Genomic DNA, 16898 nt, shown 5'->3' on the forward strand with positions numbered 1-16898 from the left:
ATCAATAAATATATCTAAAATATAACTAAGCCCCCCATATTAAATCACCAGTAATTTAAACACTTGTTTATTTACGCATTTAAAATGCAGACTTCAGTTATAACTATCTTACTGTTTTGATATCAATACAAGCAAAGCCACCCATTATAAATCAACAAGATACTACAGATTTCCAGTCTTAGGCCCTAAGGCACGTTAAGCCATCGACTCATATTCTTATGGGGGCGTGTTAAAGATGACAAAACATGAGTTAGTAATGGTTTAAGCTGTAAAATGATGGATTTTAGGCAGCAAAAATTGGCTCATAGATTAATTCTATGAGCAGAGATGATTTTAGGAATGGCTTAGCTTGCCTTAAGGTACTGGCAACAATGCGCAAAGTGCCTTCGTCGCTTTTCTAAATGTTCACAGTAGTGAGTTAACTCCTGTAGAGTGCCTACAGGGCCATGGAATAACTTACCAAATTCAGAGGTAATTTTTATCCAGTTATCGCTATGGATATTGAGTCTATTCAGTATCTTTTCCGCATTAGCGGAGATTACACCTCGTTTGTCATCACGAATGATTCGGCCAGTTTCATCAACAAGCGTTAAGTAATCTTGAAGCGAAAAATTGATGCCTTTTGGTTGATACTTTTTCTCGTTACCGATAAAAGGCAATAGCTTGGATGGTTGCTTACCTTTGAGCGCTGCGTTCACTCTCAGTTGCAAGCTGGTATAGTCAGATTTTTCAGGCGTTTTTGCCATCTTGGCTCGAATAGGATTAAGCTCCACATATGCCATACAGGCAAGCACTGCGGCTTCATCAAGTAACGCTTGGCTTTTGAACCGCCCTTCCCAGAAGTGTCCTGTACAGTCATCTTCAAAATTGGCTTGTCGTGCAATTGGTTCATTAAGGCAACGCATAAACCAACTGATATCACTTAGGCGTGAACGATAAGTCGCAATCAAGTGTTTCAGTGTTGCTACCATGCACTCTTCAATCACGTCACCGTTGACAAATTTCTTTGTTAAATCAGTACCGTTAAACAGCTTATGCCACTGCTCAACGATCTCTCTATCTGACCAGCTATTCACTGTTTCTAAGTCAACATAAAGCACGACATGCAGATGATTACTCATCACTGCAAATGCAGCCACATCAATCGCAAACACCTCTGTTAACTTCAGTATTTGTGCTTCTACCCAGGCACGGCGATGGTCATAGTTCTTGCCAGTGTATTTATCATAACCGCACAGGTAGGCGTGGCGAACGACACGACTACAGCAATGATAGTAAGGCGTATCTTCTAGGCTTATTAACGTACTTCTTGCGCGGGGCATAACAACCTCCTACTTCAGCATTCACTATAGCTTAGCCGTAGGAAGCAAACCTTGTCATTTATTATGGGTGTCATTCCTTGAAGATATTATGGGTGTCATTCCTTGAAGATAAGCTAGCTCAAACTCTAAACTCTAAACTCTAAACTCTAAACTCTAAATCCTAAACTCTAAATCCTAAACTCTAAATCCTAAATCCTAAATCCTAAATCCTAAATCCTAAATCCTAAATCCTAAATCCTAAATCACAGGCAAAAAAAAACCAGCTCAAAGAGAGCTGGTAAGACATTTCAAGTGTTCCATAAGGAAATCGGTTAGCGCGCCAGCGTTAATCAATGGCATATCGACAGTGTCAATATACAACTTGAGTCTAAACACACCCAAAGGGTGTTATAAGGTTGATGGATGATGAAACTACTTTAAAGGAGGGTTAGCCCTTAAAAGTCATGGCGTATAAACCGCCACGCAAAACATCAGTATTAAACCAAGTGTTTTGCCAGTAAATCGTAGTTTGTCCTGTATAAGACATAGTCAGTACTCCTAACAAAGTTGTAAATAGAATCTCAAATTATTAGCAAATGGGGTTGAGCCAAACTAATTTCATGAGTCAACTTGTCGCTCGATTCCTTGGAGAATTATCCTTCCTGGATAGACTTTAAAACTGCAAAGCATCTGCTTAACCAGTGAGAGTAATTATATGCTTCTGTAATTTTATTACAAGTGTTTGCATCAAAAAATACTCAAACAGTGCGTATAAGGTAATTCAACTACAAGGTAAGGTGATATTGATCACGGAAGCAAGGCCGTAAACGCTCTATTTCACAATAAGACACCTAATAAGATCAAAAAAACTACATTTTAAGCCTAGGCACAATGGTAATAAACAAACTAAAAAATGCTTATAGCGATCAGTAGAGGAAGTTAATCCCCTCGGCGCGTTTTTGGCAAACTTGTTCATAGCGAAGAATAGAAGAATAGAAGAATAGAAGAATAGAAGAAATGATAACCCCCTGCGGGCTGTTCAACACCGAAGTAAAATTTAGATAAAAAAAAGCCCACTCAATGAGTGGGCAAGACATTTCAAGTGTTCCTAGCGGAAATTGGTTAGCGCGCTAGCGTTAATCAATGGCAAACAGCGAAAGTATACTAACTTGGGCTATCTGCGACTTGGTCTTAAGTATCTAAAAGATACAATAAAGGTTGATGGAAACTGATGCGACTTTATAAAAGGAGGGTTAGCCCTTAAAAGTCATGGCGTATAAACCGCCACGCAAAATTTCTGTGTTTAACCAAAAGCTCTGCGAATAAATAGTGTGACTAAAATACATAATTAATACTCCAAACAAAGTTGAATTCCTAATACTCTACTTTCGTAAAAGCCGTTCGCTGGCTTGTAGAGTCAACTTGTCGCTCGATTCCTTGGAGAATTATCCATCCTGGATAGACTAAGTGTCGCTAAGCACCATTGCTTACCCGACGAAAGCAATTATAGATAAATGTAGTTTTATTACAAGCTTTTTTATTAAAAAAGCGTAAAAAAGCCACTTTACGTTATTTTATTACAGAATTTAACTTTCATCCCCCTCAATTTGATTCACTGAGTAAGTTCATAAACGGCAATAGCAGAGATTGAGCTAAAGAATCCAACGACTTTGACCAGTATGAAAACGATTGTGGAAACTTTGCCTGACAAGAGCGCAACAAAGCCGTTGCAAACGACTCTGCGGTGCACAAAGACTATGCTAGACTGTCTGCATTTTCAGCCACACCCGCACCAGCGCCCTATCTATTTTACTAGAATAGGGTGATTTTATTAGAACAGGGGATTTTTAAGTGACCACTCTAAACCAATTACAACCACAAGCACTTTGGCAATGGTTCGAGCAGATCTGTGCTATTCCACACCAATCTAAACATGAGCAGGCATTGAGTGCTTATATTCAAACGTGGGCTAAAGACAAGCAGCTGAGCGTCGTCGAAGATAAAGTTGGCAACCTGATCATCAAGAAACCAGCTACCGCAGGCATGGAAAACCGTAAGACCGTCGTCCTGCAAGCTCATATCGACATGGTGCCACAAAAGAACGCAGACAAAGTACATGACTTTGAAAAAGATCCAATCGAAGCCTATGTTGATGGCGACTGGGTTAAAGCCAAAGGCACCACTTTAGGTGCAGACAACGGCATTGGTATGGCGTCTGCATTGGCTATTTTAGGTGCCGACAACATAGCTCATGGCCCGCTTGAGGTTTTACTGACTATTGATGAAGAAGCTGGTATGACAGGTGCGTTTGCTCTAGAAGCTGGCATGTTAGATGCTGACATTCTGATCAACACAGACTCTGAGCAAGAAGGTGAGATCTATATGGGCTGCGCTGGCGGCGTAGACGCACAGTTAACAGTGCCTATAGTTTGGCAGTCCCCCGAGCCGACTAATACCAGTTATAAACTGTCATTATCAGGCCTAAAGGGTGGCCACTCTGGGGTTAACATCCATTTAGGTCGTGGTAATGCTAACAAGCTTTTAGCGCGGTTCCTATTTGATCACGGTGATGAACTGGCTATTGAGTTAACTCAATTTACTGGCGGTTCACTACGCAATGCGATCCCACGCGAAGCAGACGTTAGCTTTATGTTACCTCCTGAAAATCAATCTTTACTGCAAGAACGTATTTCAGAGTTTCAAGCCTTAGTACGTCAAGAGTTAGCCATTGCCGATCCTGGTACGATTCTAACGTTAGAAGAGATCCCGGCAGAAAAGCAGGTCATGAGTGAAGAGTCACAGCAGATCTTAATTGATGTGCTTAATGCTTGTCCTAACGGCGTCATTCGCATGAGTGATGAAGTAGAGGGCGTTACAGAGACATCACTTAACGTTGGCGTAATCGAGACCAGTGATAACAGCGTGCAAATTATTTGCTTAATTCGCTCTCTAATTGATTCTGGCCGCGAAGAGATTGAAGGCGTATTGAGCTCTCTTGCTAACCTTGCAGGTGCAAATGTTGAGTTTAGCGGTGCATACCCAGGTTGGAAGCCAGACAATAGCTCACCTGTTATGGCAAGCGTACGTGAGACCTACAAGGCGATTTATAACAAAGAGCCGACTATCATGGTGATCCATGCTGGCCTTGAGTGTGGCTTATTCAAGAAGCCCTATCCAGAGATGGATATGGTGTCTATTGGGCCAACCATTCGCTACCCACACAGCCCTGATGAAAAAGTTAACATCACGACCGTTGGCCAATACTGGGATCTATTATTAGCGGTACTAGAGCGTACACCCGTTAAAGGTTAACCAATAAAACAGGTTTATAAGAATAAGGCCACTTAGTCATAAGTGGCCTTTATTATTTCTAGAATCTGAGCTATTTCTCGCGACACGCCTAAAACCCTAAATCCATCTGCGAGCTGTCTACATCTGCCTGTTCCGAAGCAATGCTATTAGAAGCGAGTCCAACGGAAACCCCCAAGAGGCGAATACCTCGCTCATGCTGCCTTTCCATCGCTTGCTCAAGCAACTGGTAAAACAGGTTTACTGAAATTTCATCACTTCTATGCTCAATCGTGGTCTGTTTAAAGTCTTCAAACTTAAGTTTAACCACCTGCTTATTGATCGCTCTATCTTTAGCGCTACGACTCACGCGAGCACCGAGTTCTTGAATAAGCTGCGGCATCACCGCCCGACACTGCTCTAGGGTGTGAATATCTTTAGCTAATGTAGTTTCAACCCCAACCGACTTTCTCTCTCGGTTGGGCAAAATAGCACGCTTATCTATTCCCTTAGATCGCTCAATGAGCACGCTACCGAATTTGCCAAAACGCTCAACCAACTTAGGCTCTGGGTAAGCCTGAATATCGCTACAAGTATGTAGCCCCAGATCGGCAAGTTTTTTAGCCGTGACCTTTCCCACTCCAGGTATTTTTATCAGCGGTAAGGTTTTTACAAACTCTTCAATCATCTCAGGGCGGATCACATATTGTCCATTCGGTTTATTTAAATCAGATGCTATCTTGGCAAGAAACTTAACCGGTGCGATGCCTGCCGATGCGGTTAGTCCCGTCTCAGCCAAGATCTCGGCACGAATAGCCTCTGCCATCAAGGTAGCAGAGCCTTTACAATGAGAACTCTCTGTCACATCAAGGTAAGCCTCATCCAGAGATAAGGGCTCAATTAAGTCGGTATAACGCTCAAATACGGCTCGGATCTGGTTTGATACCTCTTTATAAACCTGCATCCGCCCAGGAACCAAAATCAAATCGGGACATAACTTAAGGGCGTACCCCGATGCCATCGCAGAGCGGACTCCAAACTGACGTGCCTCGTAGTTACAGGTACTGATCACTCCACGGCGATCGCTGCGTCCGCCCACCGCAATAGGTTTTCCTCTTAGTTCAGGAAAGTCGCGCATTTCCACTGCGGCGTAGAAGCAATCCATGTCGACGTGAATAATTTTTTGCAAGCCAATATCCTCCGAAAAGAATATTACTGTATATAAAAACAGTATTCAATATAAAGCACACAGATCAAATGCTAACTTTTGAAATTGGCGGTTAGTAAAAACGCTAAGTAATTATTCTAAAATATGATTTACATTTTAGGCTCGCGGTAAAATAGCTGACTGAGCATTGTCTGCTCTTCGGTAGATAAAATGGATCGAGACTTAATATGAGTTGAGAAGCTCTGACTAAGATCCGCTATCACCTTTTCATTGGCAAGCTGGGTTTCAAGGCGCTCAATATATTCCAGCAGGTAATCCATCTGTAATTGATTATCGCCATCGAGATAAACCCGCTCTGCTTTCGCTGAAATCAACATAGCCTGCTCCCCAATGGTCAAATAAAAATTTTAGACTGATACCTCATCATCTGTTTATTCAAAACAAACTCAGTAAAGTCGATACAGATATTGTCAGTTTCTAGGCTAACCCAAGCTAGCTGAACACTCGCTGTATAGCACTTAGCAAAGTGGCAGTGCTCTTTATTTAAGCCAAAAATAGATTACAAGCGAAATCAAAAAGAGACGCTTAAAGCATCTCTTTTTAATCAATTAATGATGTGGGTTACATTTTGCTCTGTAGATAGTTTTGTAAGCCCACCTTATCAATTAAACCTAATTGTTTCTCAAGCCAATACATATGATCGGACTCCGTTTCCTCGAGTAATACTTCTAAGATCTCACGGCTCTCGTAATCACTTTTAACCTCACACAAGGCAATTGCACTACGTAAGTTATCGGCCACTTGATATTCATAGGCTAAATCATTCTTGAGCATCTGCTCTGTATCTTTACCAATATTAAGCGGTTCTCTGCTCGCCACATCGGGGGTCCCTTCAAGGAACAAAATACGCTGCACTAACTTCTTCGCGTGATCTCTTTCATCATCTGACTCATGGGAAATTCGTTCGTGAAGTTCATTTAGCCCCCAGTCTTCAAACATCAAACCGTGTACAAAATATTGATCCATTGCAGACAATTCACCGGTGAGCAGCTTATTAAGTGTGTCGATGACATCTTGGTTACCTTTCATAACGTTCTCCGGTTAATCTATCTTTGACTGTAGGTAGTTTTGAATACCTGTTAAGGAAATAAGCTCTAGCTGTGCCTCTAACCAATCTAAGTGCCCTTCTTCATCTTCTAACAAGTCTTCTAGAATATCTCGGCTAACATAATCGGACTCCAGCTCACATAGGGCGATAGCATCTCTAAGGACTAACAACTCCTCCTCAAGCATCACCTTGTCGCACTCGAGCATCTCTTGGCTATGTTCACCGATACGAATTTTATCTAACTGCTGCAGGTTAGGCAGTCCTTCAAGAAACAACACTCGCTCAATCAACTTATCGGCATGCTTCATATCCTGAATGGATTTCTTGTAAGCCTTTTCGTCTAGTTCACCTAATCCCCAATTCTTATACATACGCGCATGAAGAAAATATTGATTGATAGCGGTAAGCTCGCTGGTCAGCACCTTATTAAGCTGACTAATGACCTTAGGTTGTCCTTTCATCTGTTCATCCTTAGTTAAATTGATCTATATCAACACTTACAACCTAGAGCAAAAAACAACCAAATACAAATAAGGTTAAATATCAACAATTTAATAACCTTAGTGATTTTCATTATCACTACAATTCTTAGTTGAGCTATCAAGTTTTCTGCAAGGTTTTTATCTAGTAAAACTAGTGTATTAACGTCATTTTGATTTAAATTGAACAGGCGAAGAAAAACGGAGGGGGAGTATCAATAGCTGTAAAAGTGGTAATGAAGAAGGTTATTAGCAACAAAAATTATAAAAATAAGATCGACTAAAGTAGGTGGTTTAAGGCTAAAAATAAAAAAGGCTCCAACGAAGGAACCTTAATTTGCGCAGAGTAATCGAGCTAGATAATACGATTCTGTTCTAACTTTTCTCGGCGCTCTTGTTCTGCCATTTTGGCTTTGCGCTTATCACATGGATCATCACAATCACATGCTTTCTCTATTCCGAGCGCACCTAGACCACCGCAGCTTCCTTCTACAGCTTTTCGTTTGACTAAATAGCCTATCGACATTAAGAAAAAGAAACCTAATAACACGACAAAAGCCGCAATAAATGTGCTCATATTCGACTCCAACTACTGAGTAACGAGAGGTTTGAAAGCTTCACTATAGAAAACTTTAAAGCCATCATCTTGCTTTTCAATAAGCATTATCGCTAGATGCTCGCGTTTAGCCAGCTCTAGTGATGCTTGAGTACCTAACACCATCATAGCAGTCGCGTAACCATCTGCAATCATACACTCTTCATGCAGTACCGTCACAGACGCTAATCTATGGTTTATTGGGTAGCCTGTACGAGGATCGATCAGGTGTGAAAAACGCTTGCCGTCTTCCTCGTAATAATTACGATAATCACCCGATGTTGCCATCGCCATATTTTTGAGTGAAATTATCTGCTGGATCTCAGTTCCGTCATCATCTGGCTGCTCTATCGCAATACGCCATAATGAACCATCGGCTTTAGTGCCATGAAGGCTGACTTCTCCGCCAATCTCAACTAAATATCCGGTCAGGTTATACTTATCCAATAAGGCGGCTATTTTATCAACACCGAAGCCTTTTGCAATCGAAGATAGATCGACATAGATATCAGGATTTTGCTTGCTGATTTTATTACCATCAACAGCAATCTCCTCAATACCCATGCGCTCCATAGCCAAATCAATCTCTTGCTGAGATGGAATTTGCGTCGGCCTTTTATCTGGGCCAAAGCCCCATAAGTTAACTAAAGGGCCTAAGGTAATATCTAAGGCACCATCGGTTTTTTTATAAAGCGTTAAGCCTTCGGCAATCACTTTAGCCGTATCGGTCGATACTTCCATATTCTCATTATGGATCATCTGATTAAACTGAGACAACTCTGATTCAGGACGATATGTCGACATCTGATCGTTCACCTTTTCAAGGGCTAAATCGATCTCTGTTTGCAATGACTGTGCATCAGGCATCTCGTCGTTAGGTACAAGCTTAATATGATAAGTCGTCCCCATCGTGTTGCCAGACAAAGAGATAATTTCGGGCGGTTTTGAGCAAGCTGAAATAAAAAAGGCTAGCCCAATAACTGCTAACCATTTCACCAAGATCTTTTGCATTGACCTAAATCCTTATATTCCACTTAAGACTATCGAGGGCTTAGAAAGGAAAGTGGCATGAGCTTATCAACCTCCACTTTCCACACTCGATGACGACACTTTTGCGGATTGTAACTTTATAAGAAGCGGTTAGCCACCGAAGTCATCCAATAGGATATTTTCATCTTCGACACCAAGATCTTTAAGCATAGCAATTACAGCAGCGTTCATCATTGGTGGACCACACATGTAGTACTCACAATCTTCTGGCGCTTCATGATCTTTGAGATAGCTCTCATAAAGAACGTTATGAATGAACCCTGTCTTACCATCCCAGTTATCCTCGGGTTGAGGGTCTGAAAGAGCAACGTGCCATTGGAAGTTATCGTTATCTGCCGCTAGGCCATCGAAATCTTCAACATAGAACATTTCACGCTTAGAACGTGCCCCGTACCAGAAGCTCATCTTACGCTTAGTATGAAGACGCTTAAGCTGATCGAAGATATGCGAGCGCATCGGCGCCATACCTGCACCACCACCGACAAAAACCATCTCATTATCAGTTTCTTTAGCGAAGAACTCACCAAATGGACCTGAAATTGTCACCTTATCGCCCTCTTTGAGGCTAAAGATATACGAAGACATCTTACCACAAGGCAGTGACAGGTTACGTGGAGGCGGCGTCGCAATACGCACGTTCAACATGATGATACCTTCCTCTTCAGGATAGTTCGCCATCGAGTATGCACGGATTGTCTCATCATCAACTTTCGATTCTAAGTTGAAGAAACCAAAATGCTCCCAATCACCACGATACTCTGCAGGAATATCAAAATCTGCATATTTAACATGGTGGGCTGGCGCTTCAATCTGAATATAACCACCAGCTCGGAAAGGAACCGTGTCACCATCAGGGATTTGAAGCTTAAGCTCTTTGATGAAAGTGGCCTTGTTATCGTTAGAGATAACGGTACATTCCCACTTTTTAACACCGAAGATCTCCTCTTCGAGCTCGATCTCCATATCGGTTTTAACGTTCACCTGACACGATAAACGACAGCCCTCACGAGCCTCACCTTTAGTGATATGGTCCATCTCGGTTGGCAAAATATCACCACCACCCGATTTTACGTGTACTTTACACTGACCACAGGTACCACCACCGCCACAAGCACTGGAAACGAAGATACCGTTATCCGCAAGTGCACCCAACAATTTACCACCTGCAGGTAATTTGATGCCCTTCTTTGGGTCATCATTGATACCAATTGTAATGTCACCACTGTTCACTAACTTTGACTTGGCAAATAAAATAATTAACACCAAACCTAAGACAATAGCAGTAAACATACTCACACCGAGGTAAACCTCGAGCGGAGTAGATTTAAGAATATCCATTAACTTATCCTTAAAAGTCCGAAATAAGAACCCAGTGGCTCCCTGTTATAGGGACACACCAGAAAACGACATAAATCCAAGCGCCATTAGACCCGCAGTAACAAAGGTAATACCTAAGCCACGTAGCCCGTCAGGCACATCAGCATATTTCAGCTTTTCACGGATACCAGCTAACAAGACAATAGCTAATGCAAAACCAAGTCCTGAACCCACACCAAACACCATGCTCTCAACTAGGCTGTAATCACGTTCAACCATGAAAGATACCGCACCAAAAATTGCGCAGTTTACGGTGATAAGTGGAAGGAAGATCCCCAGAGCGTTATAGAGTGGCGGGAAGAATTTATCCAACACCATCTCAAGGATCTGTACTAGTGCAGCGATCACACCGATGAAGGTGATAAACTTCAAGAAGCTTAGGTCAGCCTCCGGAAGACCAGCCCAAGCTAATGCACCAGGCGCTAACAGCCCCTGATAGATGATCTGGTTAACCGGAACTGAAATCGCCAGTACCACTACAACTGCAATACCCAATCCCATCGCTGTGGTCACTTTCTTTGAAACCGCTAGGAATGTACACATCCCCAGGAAGAAAGAGAGAGCCATATTCTCGATGAAAATAGAGCGAATTAGCAAACTAATATAATGTTCCATCGCGCTTACCCTTTTGCTTCGACTTGCTCTGGCTTATAAGTACGGATGATCCAGATCAACATACCGATTAAGAAGAACGCACTCGGTGGTAGCAGTAGCAGACCGTTAGGCTGGTACCAGCCACCATCTGAAACCTTGCTTAAGATCTCGACACCAAATAACGAACCATTACCAAAGAGTTCACGAATAAAACCAACTGAGAGCAAAATAGCACCGTAACCAATACCGTTACCGATACCATCCATAAAGCTCATCATTGGCGGCGTTTTCATCGCATAAGCTTCGGCGCGTCCCATTACGATACAGTTAGTAATGATCAAACCAACAAATACAGATAATTGCTTAGCAACATCATAAGCGTAAGCTTGTAGCACCTGATCAACCACGATTACCAGTGATGCAATAATGGTCATCTGGACGATAATACGCACACTGCTGGGGATATGGTTACGTAGTATTGAGATAAACAGGTTAGAGAATGCGCAAACAACGGTTAGCGCTATCGTCATAACCAATGCCGTTTCCATCTTACTGGTTACAGCAAGTGCACTACATACACCCAATACTTGTAAGGCAATCGGGTTGTTACTCACAATTGGCCCAGTCAGGACCTGCTTAAGTTCTTTAGCGTTAGCCATTAGCTCAGCCCTCCATTACGACGAAACTTCTCGATAAAGTTACCAAAGCCCTCTTTACCTAACCAGAATTCAAGTGAGTTTTGAACACCGTTACCGGTCAACGTCGCACCAGACAGCGTATCGACACCGTACTCAGAAGCTGCAACTGATGGATTCTTAGTGACGCGAATAGCTAAATTACCTTGAGGGTCATAAAGCTTTTTACCATGCCACTTCGCCATCCACTGAGGGTTTTGAACCTCCCCTCCCAAACCAGGCGTTTCACCAGAGCCTGTAAAGGCATAGTAAACCAAACTTTCAATGGTATTCATGTCAGGCTTAATCGCGAGGAATGCATACATGGTTGACCAAAGACCATAACCTTTAATCGGTAAGATAATGGTTCTAGGTTGGCCCTGCTCATTATTGACCACATAGACAACCGCGGTATTAGCAACACGCTTTACTGATGCGATGTCATTTTGTGGTATGAATGAGTTTTTCAGGTCACGAGCTGACTTATCTGCATCAAATGAATCTGCATCACCTTCAACCCATTCACCTGTTTTTAGGTCAACAAGTCTAGCTTCAACAAACTTAGCATAAGTCGCAAGCACTTCAGCTTTATCAAGCTTATCAACTTTAGTATTGATAAGGCCTGCAGCTTCAAGAATATACTTCTGCTTATCGAGCAATTTATTCTCTATCTGAATTGGTCGTAGCAATACCGCTGCGGTTGATACAAAAACCGAACAGATAAAGCATAAACCGACAACCACAAAGAGAGTTCTGCCGAACGAATCTTTATTACTAGCCACGGGCGATCCTCCGCTTGATATTTGCCTGAACCACAAAATGGTCAAACAGCGGTGCAAACAGGTTGGCAAACAGAATGGCCAACATCATACCTTCTGGGAATGCTGGGTTAATGACACGAATAAATATCGCCATTGCACCAATCAAGATCCCATAACTCCATTTTGCCTTATTGGTAAATGAGGCCGATACAGGGTCGGTTGCCATAAACATCATACCGAAGGCAAAACCACCGAGTACCAAGTGCCAGTACCAAGGCATTGCAAACATAGGGTTTGTGTCACTACCAATTACATTGAGGAGCGTTGAGACGGCAATCATACCGACCATCACACCGGCTATGATGCGCCATGAAGCGATTCGCATATAGACGATAACCGCACCACCAAGTAGCAGGGCTAAGGTTGAAACCTCACCGACCGAACCAGGAATAAAGCCGAGGAAGTTATCCCACCAATCTTGGTTAATGCCAAGCTCAAGGGTACCTTGAGCCGCTTGGCTAAGTGCCGTGGCACCAGAGTAGCCATCGGCAATGACCCAAGAGGTATCACCCGACATACTTAACGGATACGCGAAGAATAGAAAAGCACGACCAGCAAGTGCTGGGTTGAGGAAGTTACGCCCAGTTCCACCGAAGATTTCCTTAGCGACAACAACACCAAAGGTGATACCCAATGCCACCATCCAAAGTGGAATCGATGGCGGTAGAGTCAGTGCAAACAGGATTGAAGTGACAAAGAAACCTTCGTTAACTTCATGTCCTCGAACCGAAGCAAATAGCACTTCCCAGAAGCCACCTACGGCAAACGCTGTTGCATAGATAGGTAGGAAGAAACAAGCGCCATACCACATTAAGGCAGCGATACCGGAGCTTGCTGTCAACTCGGTACCAAACAACCCAAACAGGCCGACCTGCCAAACATCTGGTGTTCCAAAGCCACTCGCTAACGCAATTTGAGCCTGTAGTCCGATATTATACATACCGACAAACATAGCTGGAAATACGCAAGCCCACACCATGATCATCATACGCTTCAGGTCGAGATTATCACGAACATGGGTTGCCCCCTTGTTCACCAGACCCGGCGTATAAAACACCGTATATGCAGCTTCAAAGAGCGCATAAAACTTCTCATATTTACCGCCTTTTTCAAATTGCGGTTCAATATTTTCGAAAAACTGTTTTAAGCCCATTAGCCTTCCCTCACGATCGTATCTAAACAGTCACGCAGATAAATTGCATAATCATACTTACCTGGGCATACGACAGTACACAGTGCTAAATCTTCTTCATCTAACTCCAGTGCACCTAAAGTTGCTGCGCCATCATAGTCGCCAGAAACAAGGTCACGAAGTAGCATGGTAGGAAGAATATCTAGCGGCATAACACGCTCATAGTTACCAATCGGTACCATGGCTCGATCAGAACCTCCGGTACTTGTCGTCATGTTAAATAGACGAGAAGGAGAGAGGTGACCTAGAAAAGAGCGAGTGATAGAGAACTTATTGGGTCCAGGCATGGCCCAACCGAAAAACTCCTTCTCTCTCCCCTCTTCAAGTAGAGAGAGCTGCTGATGGAAACGCCCTAAGTAGGCATGCGGTCCGTTAGCGGTGCGACCGCTAAGTACCGAACCTGAGATCACACGTACATCACCATCGGCAATCTCTCCAGCAGACATCTCTGCGGTAGAAGCACCGAGCTGACTACGAATGAGTCTGGGTTTCAACGCTTTGGGACCAGTAATAGCAATTACACGCTGAGTATTTAACTCACCGGTAGTGAATAACTGACCAACAGCAATCACATCTTGATAACCAATATGCCAAACAGTTCTGTTAACTGAGGCTGGTAGAAGGTAATGAATATGTGTACCAGCGAGGCCAGCAGGGTGTACTCCTGCAAATTCCTCTACCTGTGCATTAGCAGCCGGAATATCGGCTCCAGGAGCTTTACACAGATACACTTTACCTTCGGTCAATCTCGACAGAACCTTAAGTCCGTTGGCAAAATCTTCTTTATGTTCACCGATAACCACTTCGGGGTTTGCGGCAAGAGGTTGGGTATCTATAGCGGTAACGAAGATGCCGGCAGCGGTAGAATCTACTGCGGGTACTCGACTGAAAGGACGTGTACGCAGAGCAGTCCACAAACCTGATTGGATCAGGTTGTCACGTACTTGCTGATCCTCAAGCGTGTCGATAGCAGTGGCGTTATATTTAGTAAAAGAGATACTTTCATCTCCTTCAACATCTATAACAACAGACTGCAGAACACGCTGAGCGCCCCGGTTAACTTCTTTAATTATGCCACTGGCTAAAGCTGTATATTTAACACCAAGGTTCTTTTTATCTTCAAAAATAACCTGGCCTTTTTTAACTTTGTCTCCCACCTTAATTTTCATGGTAGGACGTAAGCCAATATACTCTTCACCCAAAATAGCTACGTGTTTGATGGCTTTACCATCATGGATAACTTGCTCTGGCCCGCCTGCTATAGGCAGGTCCAATCCTTTCTTTATTGTAATCATATCCATAAGCACTACGTTATGAAGGAAAGACAATGCGCCGCGTTCCTGCTAAACACACAAGTTTTTAAACAAACCTCTAATTCGTGTTGAGCTAGCGCAGATTTATCGCCAAAGTGCGACTGTAATCACGCTGGTCGCGCGCAGTTTACCCCAAATTTCACAAGCTCGCCATGAAAAATGTGACGGTTTTAAAAGGTTATGGTTGTTTTTGTAACAAACAGGCTAAATATCAGTGCAGATTAAGAATTTATTAATATAGCCACAGGCCACATTCCCCATACAATTAAAGAGGTTAATTATCTTTTGCCACAGATGACTGCTCAGTAACAAGCTAAAAATAATAAAAATTCAAGATTCTTCCAAGTGCCGATTATTTACCCTAACGAGATCACCTTCACAAAATCAAATTCCAGCCAATATCAGGCTTAAATCGATAATTTGAAGCGTAATTAGCCTTAATTTAGCCAAAAAAAGAGCCGAATGAAGCAGAGCAAATTTGCTCTCTTTACTCAGAGAGGCACAGCATAAAAACAATGAAATAGAGCATTTAATGATAAAAAGCTCTTAAAGTTTCAAAATGCAGACTTATACCAATCACAATAAATATGTGATTGGTATTAACTCCAATACCAAAAAAGACGACCGCAGCCGTCTTTTTTTGAATCAAGTAATCAAGATGTCGTCAGTTAAAGGCCTTTTAAGATCTCCTCACTCAAACTTAAATCATCGTTACGGTTAACATTGATACCAGATGCGATAATATTACGGGCGATCTCTTGCGCCTGCTCAAGTGAGTGCATCTCAAAGGTGCCGCATTGATATTCATTAAGTTCAGGAATGTCTGACTGGACCGCAACCTTAAGCACGTCTTGCATGGCAGCAAGCCACGAGTCAGCGACAATAGATTCGGTCGGCGCGCCGATTAAGCTCATGTAAAACCCTGTGCGACACCCCATAGGAGAGATATCGATGATCTCGACACTATCACCGTTTAAATGTTCACGCATAAATCCGGCAAACAGGTGCTCAAGAGTATGAATACCTCGTTCACTTAAGATCTCTTTATTCGGTACACAAAAACGTAAATCGAATACCGTTATCGTATCGCCTTTTGGCGTCACCATCGATTTAGCAATGCGCACTGCAGGCGCATTCATCCGTGTGTGGTCAACGGTAAAACTATCTAATAACGGCATTTTAATTCTCCAAATTCGGCCTAATAGCTCATGAGCATAATGCTAGCTACAGCCTTAATCGACTGTAAGCTTATTCTGATCTTAAGTGATACTTACGTACTGCCGCTTCGTAGTCAATAAAAACGCCGTAAACCCTTCCTATTATCGCATCATTTTAAAAACACCTGCCTACACAAACCATACAAAATACGTGATTAGCATTAGATAACACAACAAGCTCTTCAACGACTTTTAAATACTATTTAAAGCGCTTGAGCTGTGAGTAGATACAAAAAAGCCACAGCGATAGCCGTGGCTTTAATTCAATTAGCTCACTCTATAATCGTGATGCTAACTTAGGATGGGTTACCCCTTACATTTTGGCGATACGGGAACGTCTGTCTCTACCAACCACTCCTGCGGAGTATATGTGTGCATAGATAATGCGTGTAAGCCTCGAGCAAACTCTTCAGCTAATGCCTCATTTACTGCACGATGACGACCAATAAGGCGCTTTCCTTCAAACTCGCTACTGGTGATAATCACTTTAAAGTGTGTTTCAGAGTTTGGGGGCACATGATGGTTATGACTTTCGTTAATCACTTCTAGGTGAGATGGTGAAAGTGCAGCGGTGAGTTTTTCGGTAATGATCTGTTCAACTGACATAACGATGTTCTCAATAGGCATAAATGCGACTGCGGCAGGTTACTGCGATAACCTTTAAAGATCAACTAGCAGCACTATCGATATCGATTACATCAAATTTTGATAGCTCATACGC

16 protein-coding genes are annotated in these 16898 nt (G+C 42.7%); 1 reads left to right on the plus strand and 15 read right to left on the minus strand.

Going from position 1 to position 16898, the window contains the following annotated elements:
• Window positions 1-344: 344 nt before the first annotated feature.
• The gene (locus tag SHAL_RS16375) at window positions 345-1322 is read right to left on the minus strand and encodes a hypothetical protein (RefSeq protein WP_012278243.1); all 978 of its coding nucleotides are present in this window, start codon (window positions 1320-1322) and stop codon (window positions 345-347) included.
• 1830 nt (window positions 1323-3152) lie between these two features.
• Here SHAL_RS16375 and SHAL_RS16380 point away from each other — a divergent pair.
• On the plus strand, window positions 3153-4613 hold the full coding sequence (locus SHAL_RS16380) for an aminoacyl-histidine dipeptidase (RefSeq protein WP_012278245.1): 1461 nt from the start codon (window positions 3153-3155) through the stop codon (window positions 4611-4613).
• 88 nt (window positions 4614-4701) lie between these two features.
• Here SHAL_RS16380 and dinB read toward each other — a convergent pair whose 3' ends face one another.
• The 14 genes from dinB to SHAL_RS16450 form a co-directional block, all read right to left on the minus strand.
• Window positions 4702-5778, minus strand: coding sequence for a DNA polymerase IV (dinB, locus tag SHAL_RS16385; protein ID WP_012278246.1), 1077 nt, complete (start codon window positions 5776-5778; stop codon window positions 4702-4704).
• A gap of 128 nt (window positions 5779-5906) precedes the next feature.
• The gene (locus tag SHAL_RS16390; RefSeq protein ID WP_041416068.1) at window positions 5907-6134 is read right to left on the minus strand and encodes a hypothetical protein; all 228 of its coding nucleotides are present in this window, start codon (window positions 6132-6134) and stop codon (window positions 5907-5909) included.
• Between the two features lie 244 nt (window positions 6135-6378).
• Window positions 6379-6846 (minus strand): bacterioferritin, encoded by a 468-nt coding sequence (gene bfr, locus SHAL_RS16395; RefSeq protein ID WP_012278248.1) that lies wholly within the window; start codon window positions 6844-6846, stop codon window positions 6379-6381.
• A gap of 12 nt (window positions 6847-6858) precedes the next feature.
• Window positions 6859-7326 carry a bacterioferritin gene (gene bfr, locus SHAL_RS16400; protein WP_012278249.1) on the minus strand — a complete coding sequence of 156 codons (468 nt, stop codon included), beginning with the start codon at window positions 7324-7326 and terminating at the stop codon, window positions 6859-6861.
• A gap of 373 nt (window positions 7327-7699) precedes the next feature.
• A complete protein-coding gene (gene nqrM / locus SHAL_RS16405; RefSeq protein WP_012278250.1) occupies window positions 7700-7921 on the minus strand; it encodes a (Na+)-NQR maturation NqrM in 222 nt (73 codons plus the stop codon).
• Window positions 7922-7933: 12 nt separating this feature from the next.
• Window positions 7934-8950 carry an FAD:protein FMN transferase gene (locus SHAL_RS16410; RefSeq protein WP_012278251.1) on the minus strand — a complete coding sequence of 339 codons (1017 nt, stop codon included), beginning with the start codon at window positions 8948-8950 and terminating at the stop codon, window positions 7934-7936.
• 129 nt (window positions 8951-9079) lie between these two features.
• Complete coding sequence (gene nqrF / locus SHAL_RS16415) at window positions 9080-10327, minus strand: NADH:ubiquinone reductase (Na(+)-transporting) subunit F (RefSeq protein ID WP_012278252.1); 1248 nt, start codon at window positions 10325-10327, stop codon at window positions 9080-9082.
• A gap of 45 nt (window positions 10328-10372) precedes the next feature.
• Entirely contained in the window at window positions 10373-10981 is a 609-nt protein-coding gene (nqrE, locus tag SHAL_RS16420; RefSeq protein ID WP_012278253.1) for an NADH:ubiquinone reductase (Na(+)-transporting) subunit E, read from the minus strand.
• 5 nt (window positions 10982-10986) lie between these two features.
• Window positions 10987-11619, minus strand: a complete 633-nt coding sequence (locus SHAL_RS16425; protein WP_012278254.1) for an NADH:ubiquinone reductase (Na(+)-transporting) subunit D — start codon at window positions 11617-11619, stop codon at window positions 10987-10989.
• Window positions 11619-12416: a Na(+)-translocating NADH-quinone reductase subunit C gene (locus SHAL_RS16430; RefSeq protein ID WP_012278255.1), complete on the minus strand. Its 798-nt coding sequence runs from the start codon at window positions 12414-12416 to the stop codon at window positions 11619-11621. The genes SHAL_RS16425 and SHAL_RS16430 overlap by 1 nt, the downstream gene beginning before the upstream one ends.
• Window positions 12409-13608, minus strand: coding sequence for an NADH:ubiquinone reductase (Na(+)-transporting) subunit B (locus SHAL_RS16435; protein WP_012278256.1), 1200 nt, complete (start codon window positions 13606-13608; stop codon window positions 12409-12411). The genes SHAL_RS16430 and SHAL_RS16435 overlap by 8 nt, the downstream gene beginning before the upstream one ends.
• The gene (locus SHAL_RS16440; protein ID WP_041416499.1) at window positions 13608-14942 is read right to left on the minus strand and encodes a Na(+)-translocating NADH-quinone reductase subunit A; all 1335 of its coding nucleotides are present in this window, start codon (window positions 14940-14942) and stop codon (window positions 13608-13610) included. Before SHAL_RS16440 ends, SHAL_RS16435 begins: the two co-directional genes overlap by 1 nt.
• A 686-nt stretch (window positions 14943-15628) precedes the next feature.
• Complete coding sequence (gene luxS / locus SHAL_RS16445; protein ID WP_012278258.1) at window positions 15629-16138, minus strand: S-ribosylhomocysteine lyase; 510 nt, start codon at window positions 16136-16138, stop codon at window positions 15629-15631.
• Window positions 16139-16483: 345 nt separating this feature from the next.
• Window positions 16484-16783: a BolA family protein gene (locus tag SHAL_RS16450; RefSeq protein ID WP_041416500.1), complete on the minus strand. Its 300-nt coding sequence runs from the start codon at window positions 16781-16783 to the stop codon at window positions 16484-16486.
• Between the last annotated feature and the right edge of the window lie 115 nt (window positions 16784-16898).

The sequence above is a fragment of the Shewanella halifaxensis HAW-EB4 genome, assembly GCF_000019185.1.
Lineage (GTDB): Bacteria > Pseudomonadota > Gammaproteobacteria > Enterobacterales > Shewanellaceae > Shewanella > Shewanella halifaxensis.

Coding starts and splice junctions, on each gene's coding strand:
- luxS (WP_012278258.1), bottom strand. CDS start 16,138: ATGCCGTTATTAGATAGTTTTACCGTTGACCACACACGGATGAATGCG.
- SHAL_RS16435 (WP_012278256.1), bottom strand. CDS start 13,608: ATGGGCTTAAAACAGTTTTTCGAAAATATTGAACCGCAATTTGAAAAA.
- nqrM (WP_012278250.1), bottom strand. CDS start 7,921: ATGAGCACATTTATTGCGGCTTTTGTCGTGTTATTAGGTTTCTTTTTC.
- bfr (WP_012278249.1), bottom strand. CDS start 7,326: ATGAAAGGACAACCTAAGGTCATTAGTCAGCTTAATAAGGTGCTGACC.
- SHAL_RS16450 (WP_041416500.1), bottom strand. CDS start 16,783: ATGTCAGTTGAACAGATCATTACCGAAAAACTCACCGCTGCACTTTCA.
- bfr (WP_012278248.1), bottom strand. CDS start 6,846: ATGAAAGGTAACCAAGATGTCATCGACACACTTAATAAGCTGCTCACC.
- SHAL_RS16425 (WP_012278254.1), bottom strand. CDS start 11,619: ATGGCTAACGCTAAAGAACTTAAGCAGGTCCTGACTGGGCCAATTGTG.
- nqrF (WP_012278252.1), bottom strand. CDS start 10,327: ATGGATATTCTTAAATCTACTCCGCTCGAGGTTTACCTCGGTGTGAGT.
- SHAL_RS16390 (WP_041416068.1), bottom strand. CDS start 6,134: ATGTTGATTTCAGCGAAAGCAGAGCGGGTTTATCTCGATGGCGATAAT.
- nqrE (WP_012278253.1), bottom strand. CDS start 10,981: ATGGAACATTATATTAGTTTGCTAATTCGCTCTATTTTCATCGAGAAT.
- SHAL_RS16440 (WP_041416499.1), bottom strand. CDS start 14,942: ATGATTACAATAAAGAAAGGATTGGACCTGCCTATAGCAGGCGGGCCA.
- SHAL_RS16410 (WP_012278251.1), bottom strand. CDS start 8,950: ATGCAAAAGATCTTGGTGAAATGGTTAGCAGTTATTGGGCTAGCCTTT.
- SHAL_RS16375 (WP_012278243.1), bottom strand. CDS start 1,322: ATGCCCCGCGCAAGAAGTACGTTAATAAGCCTAGAAGATACGCCTTAC.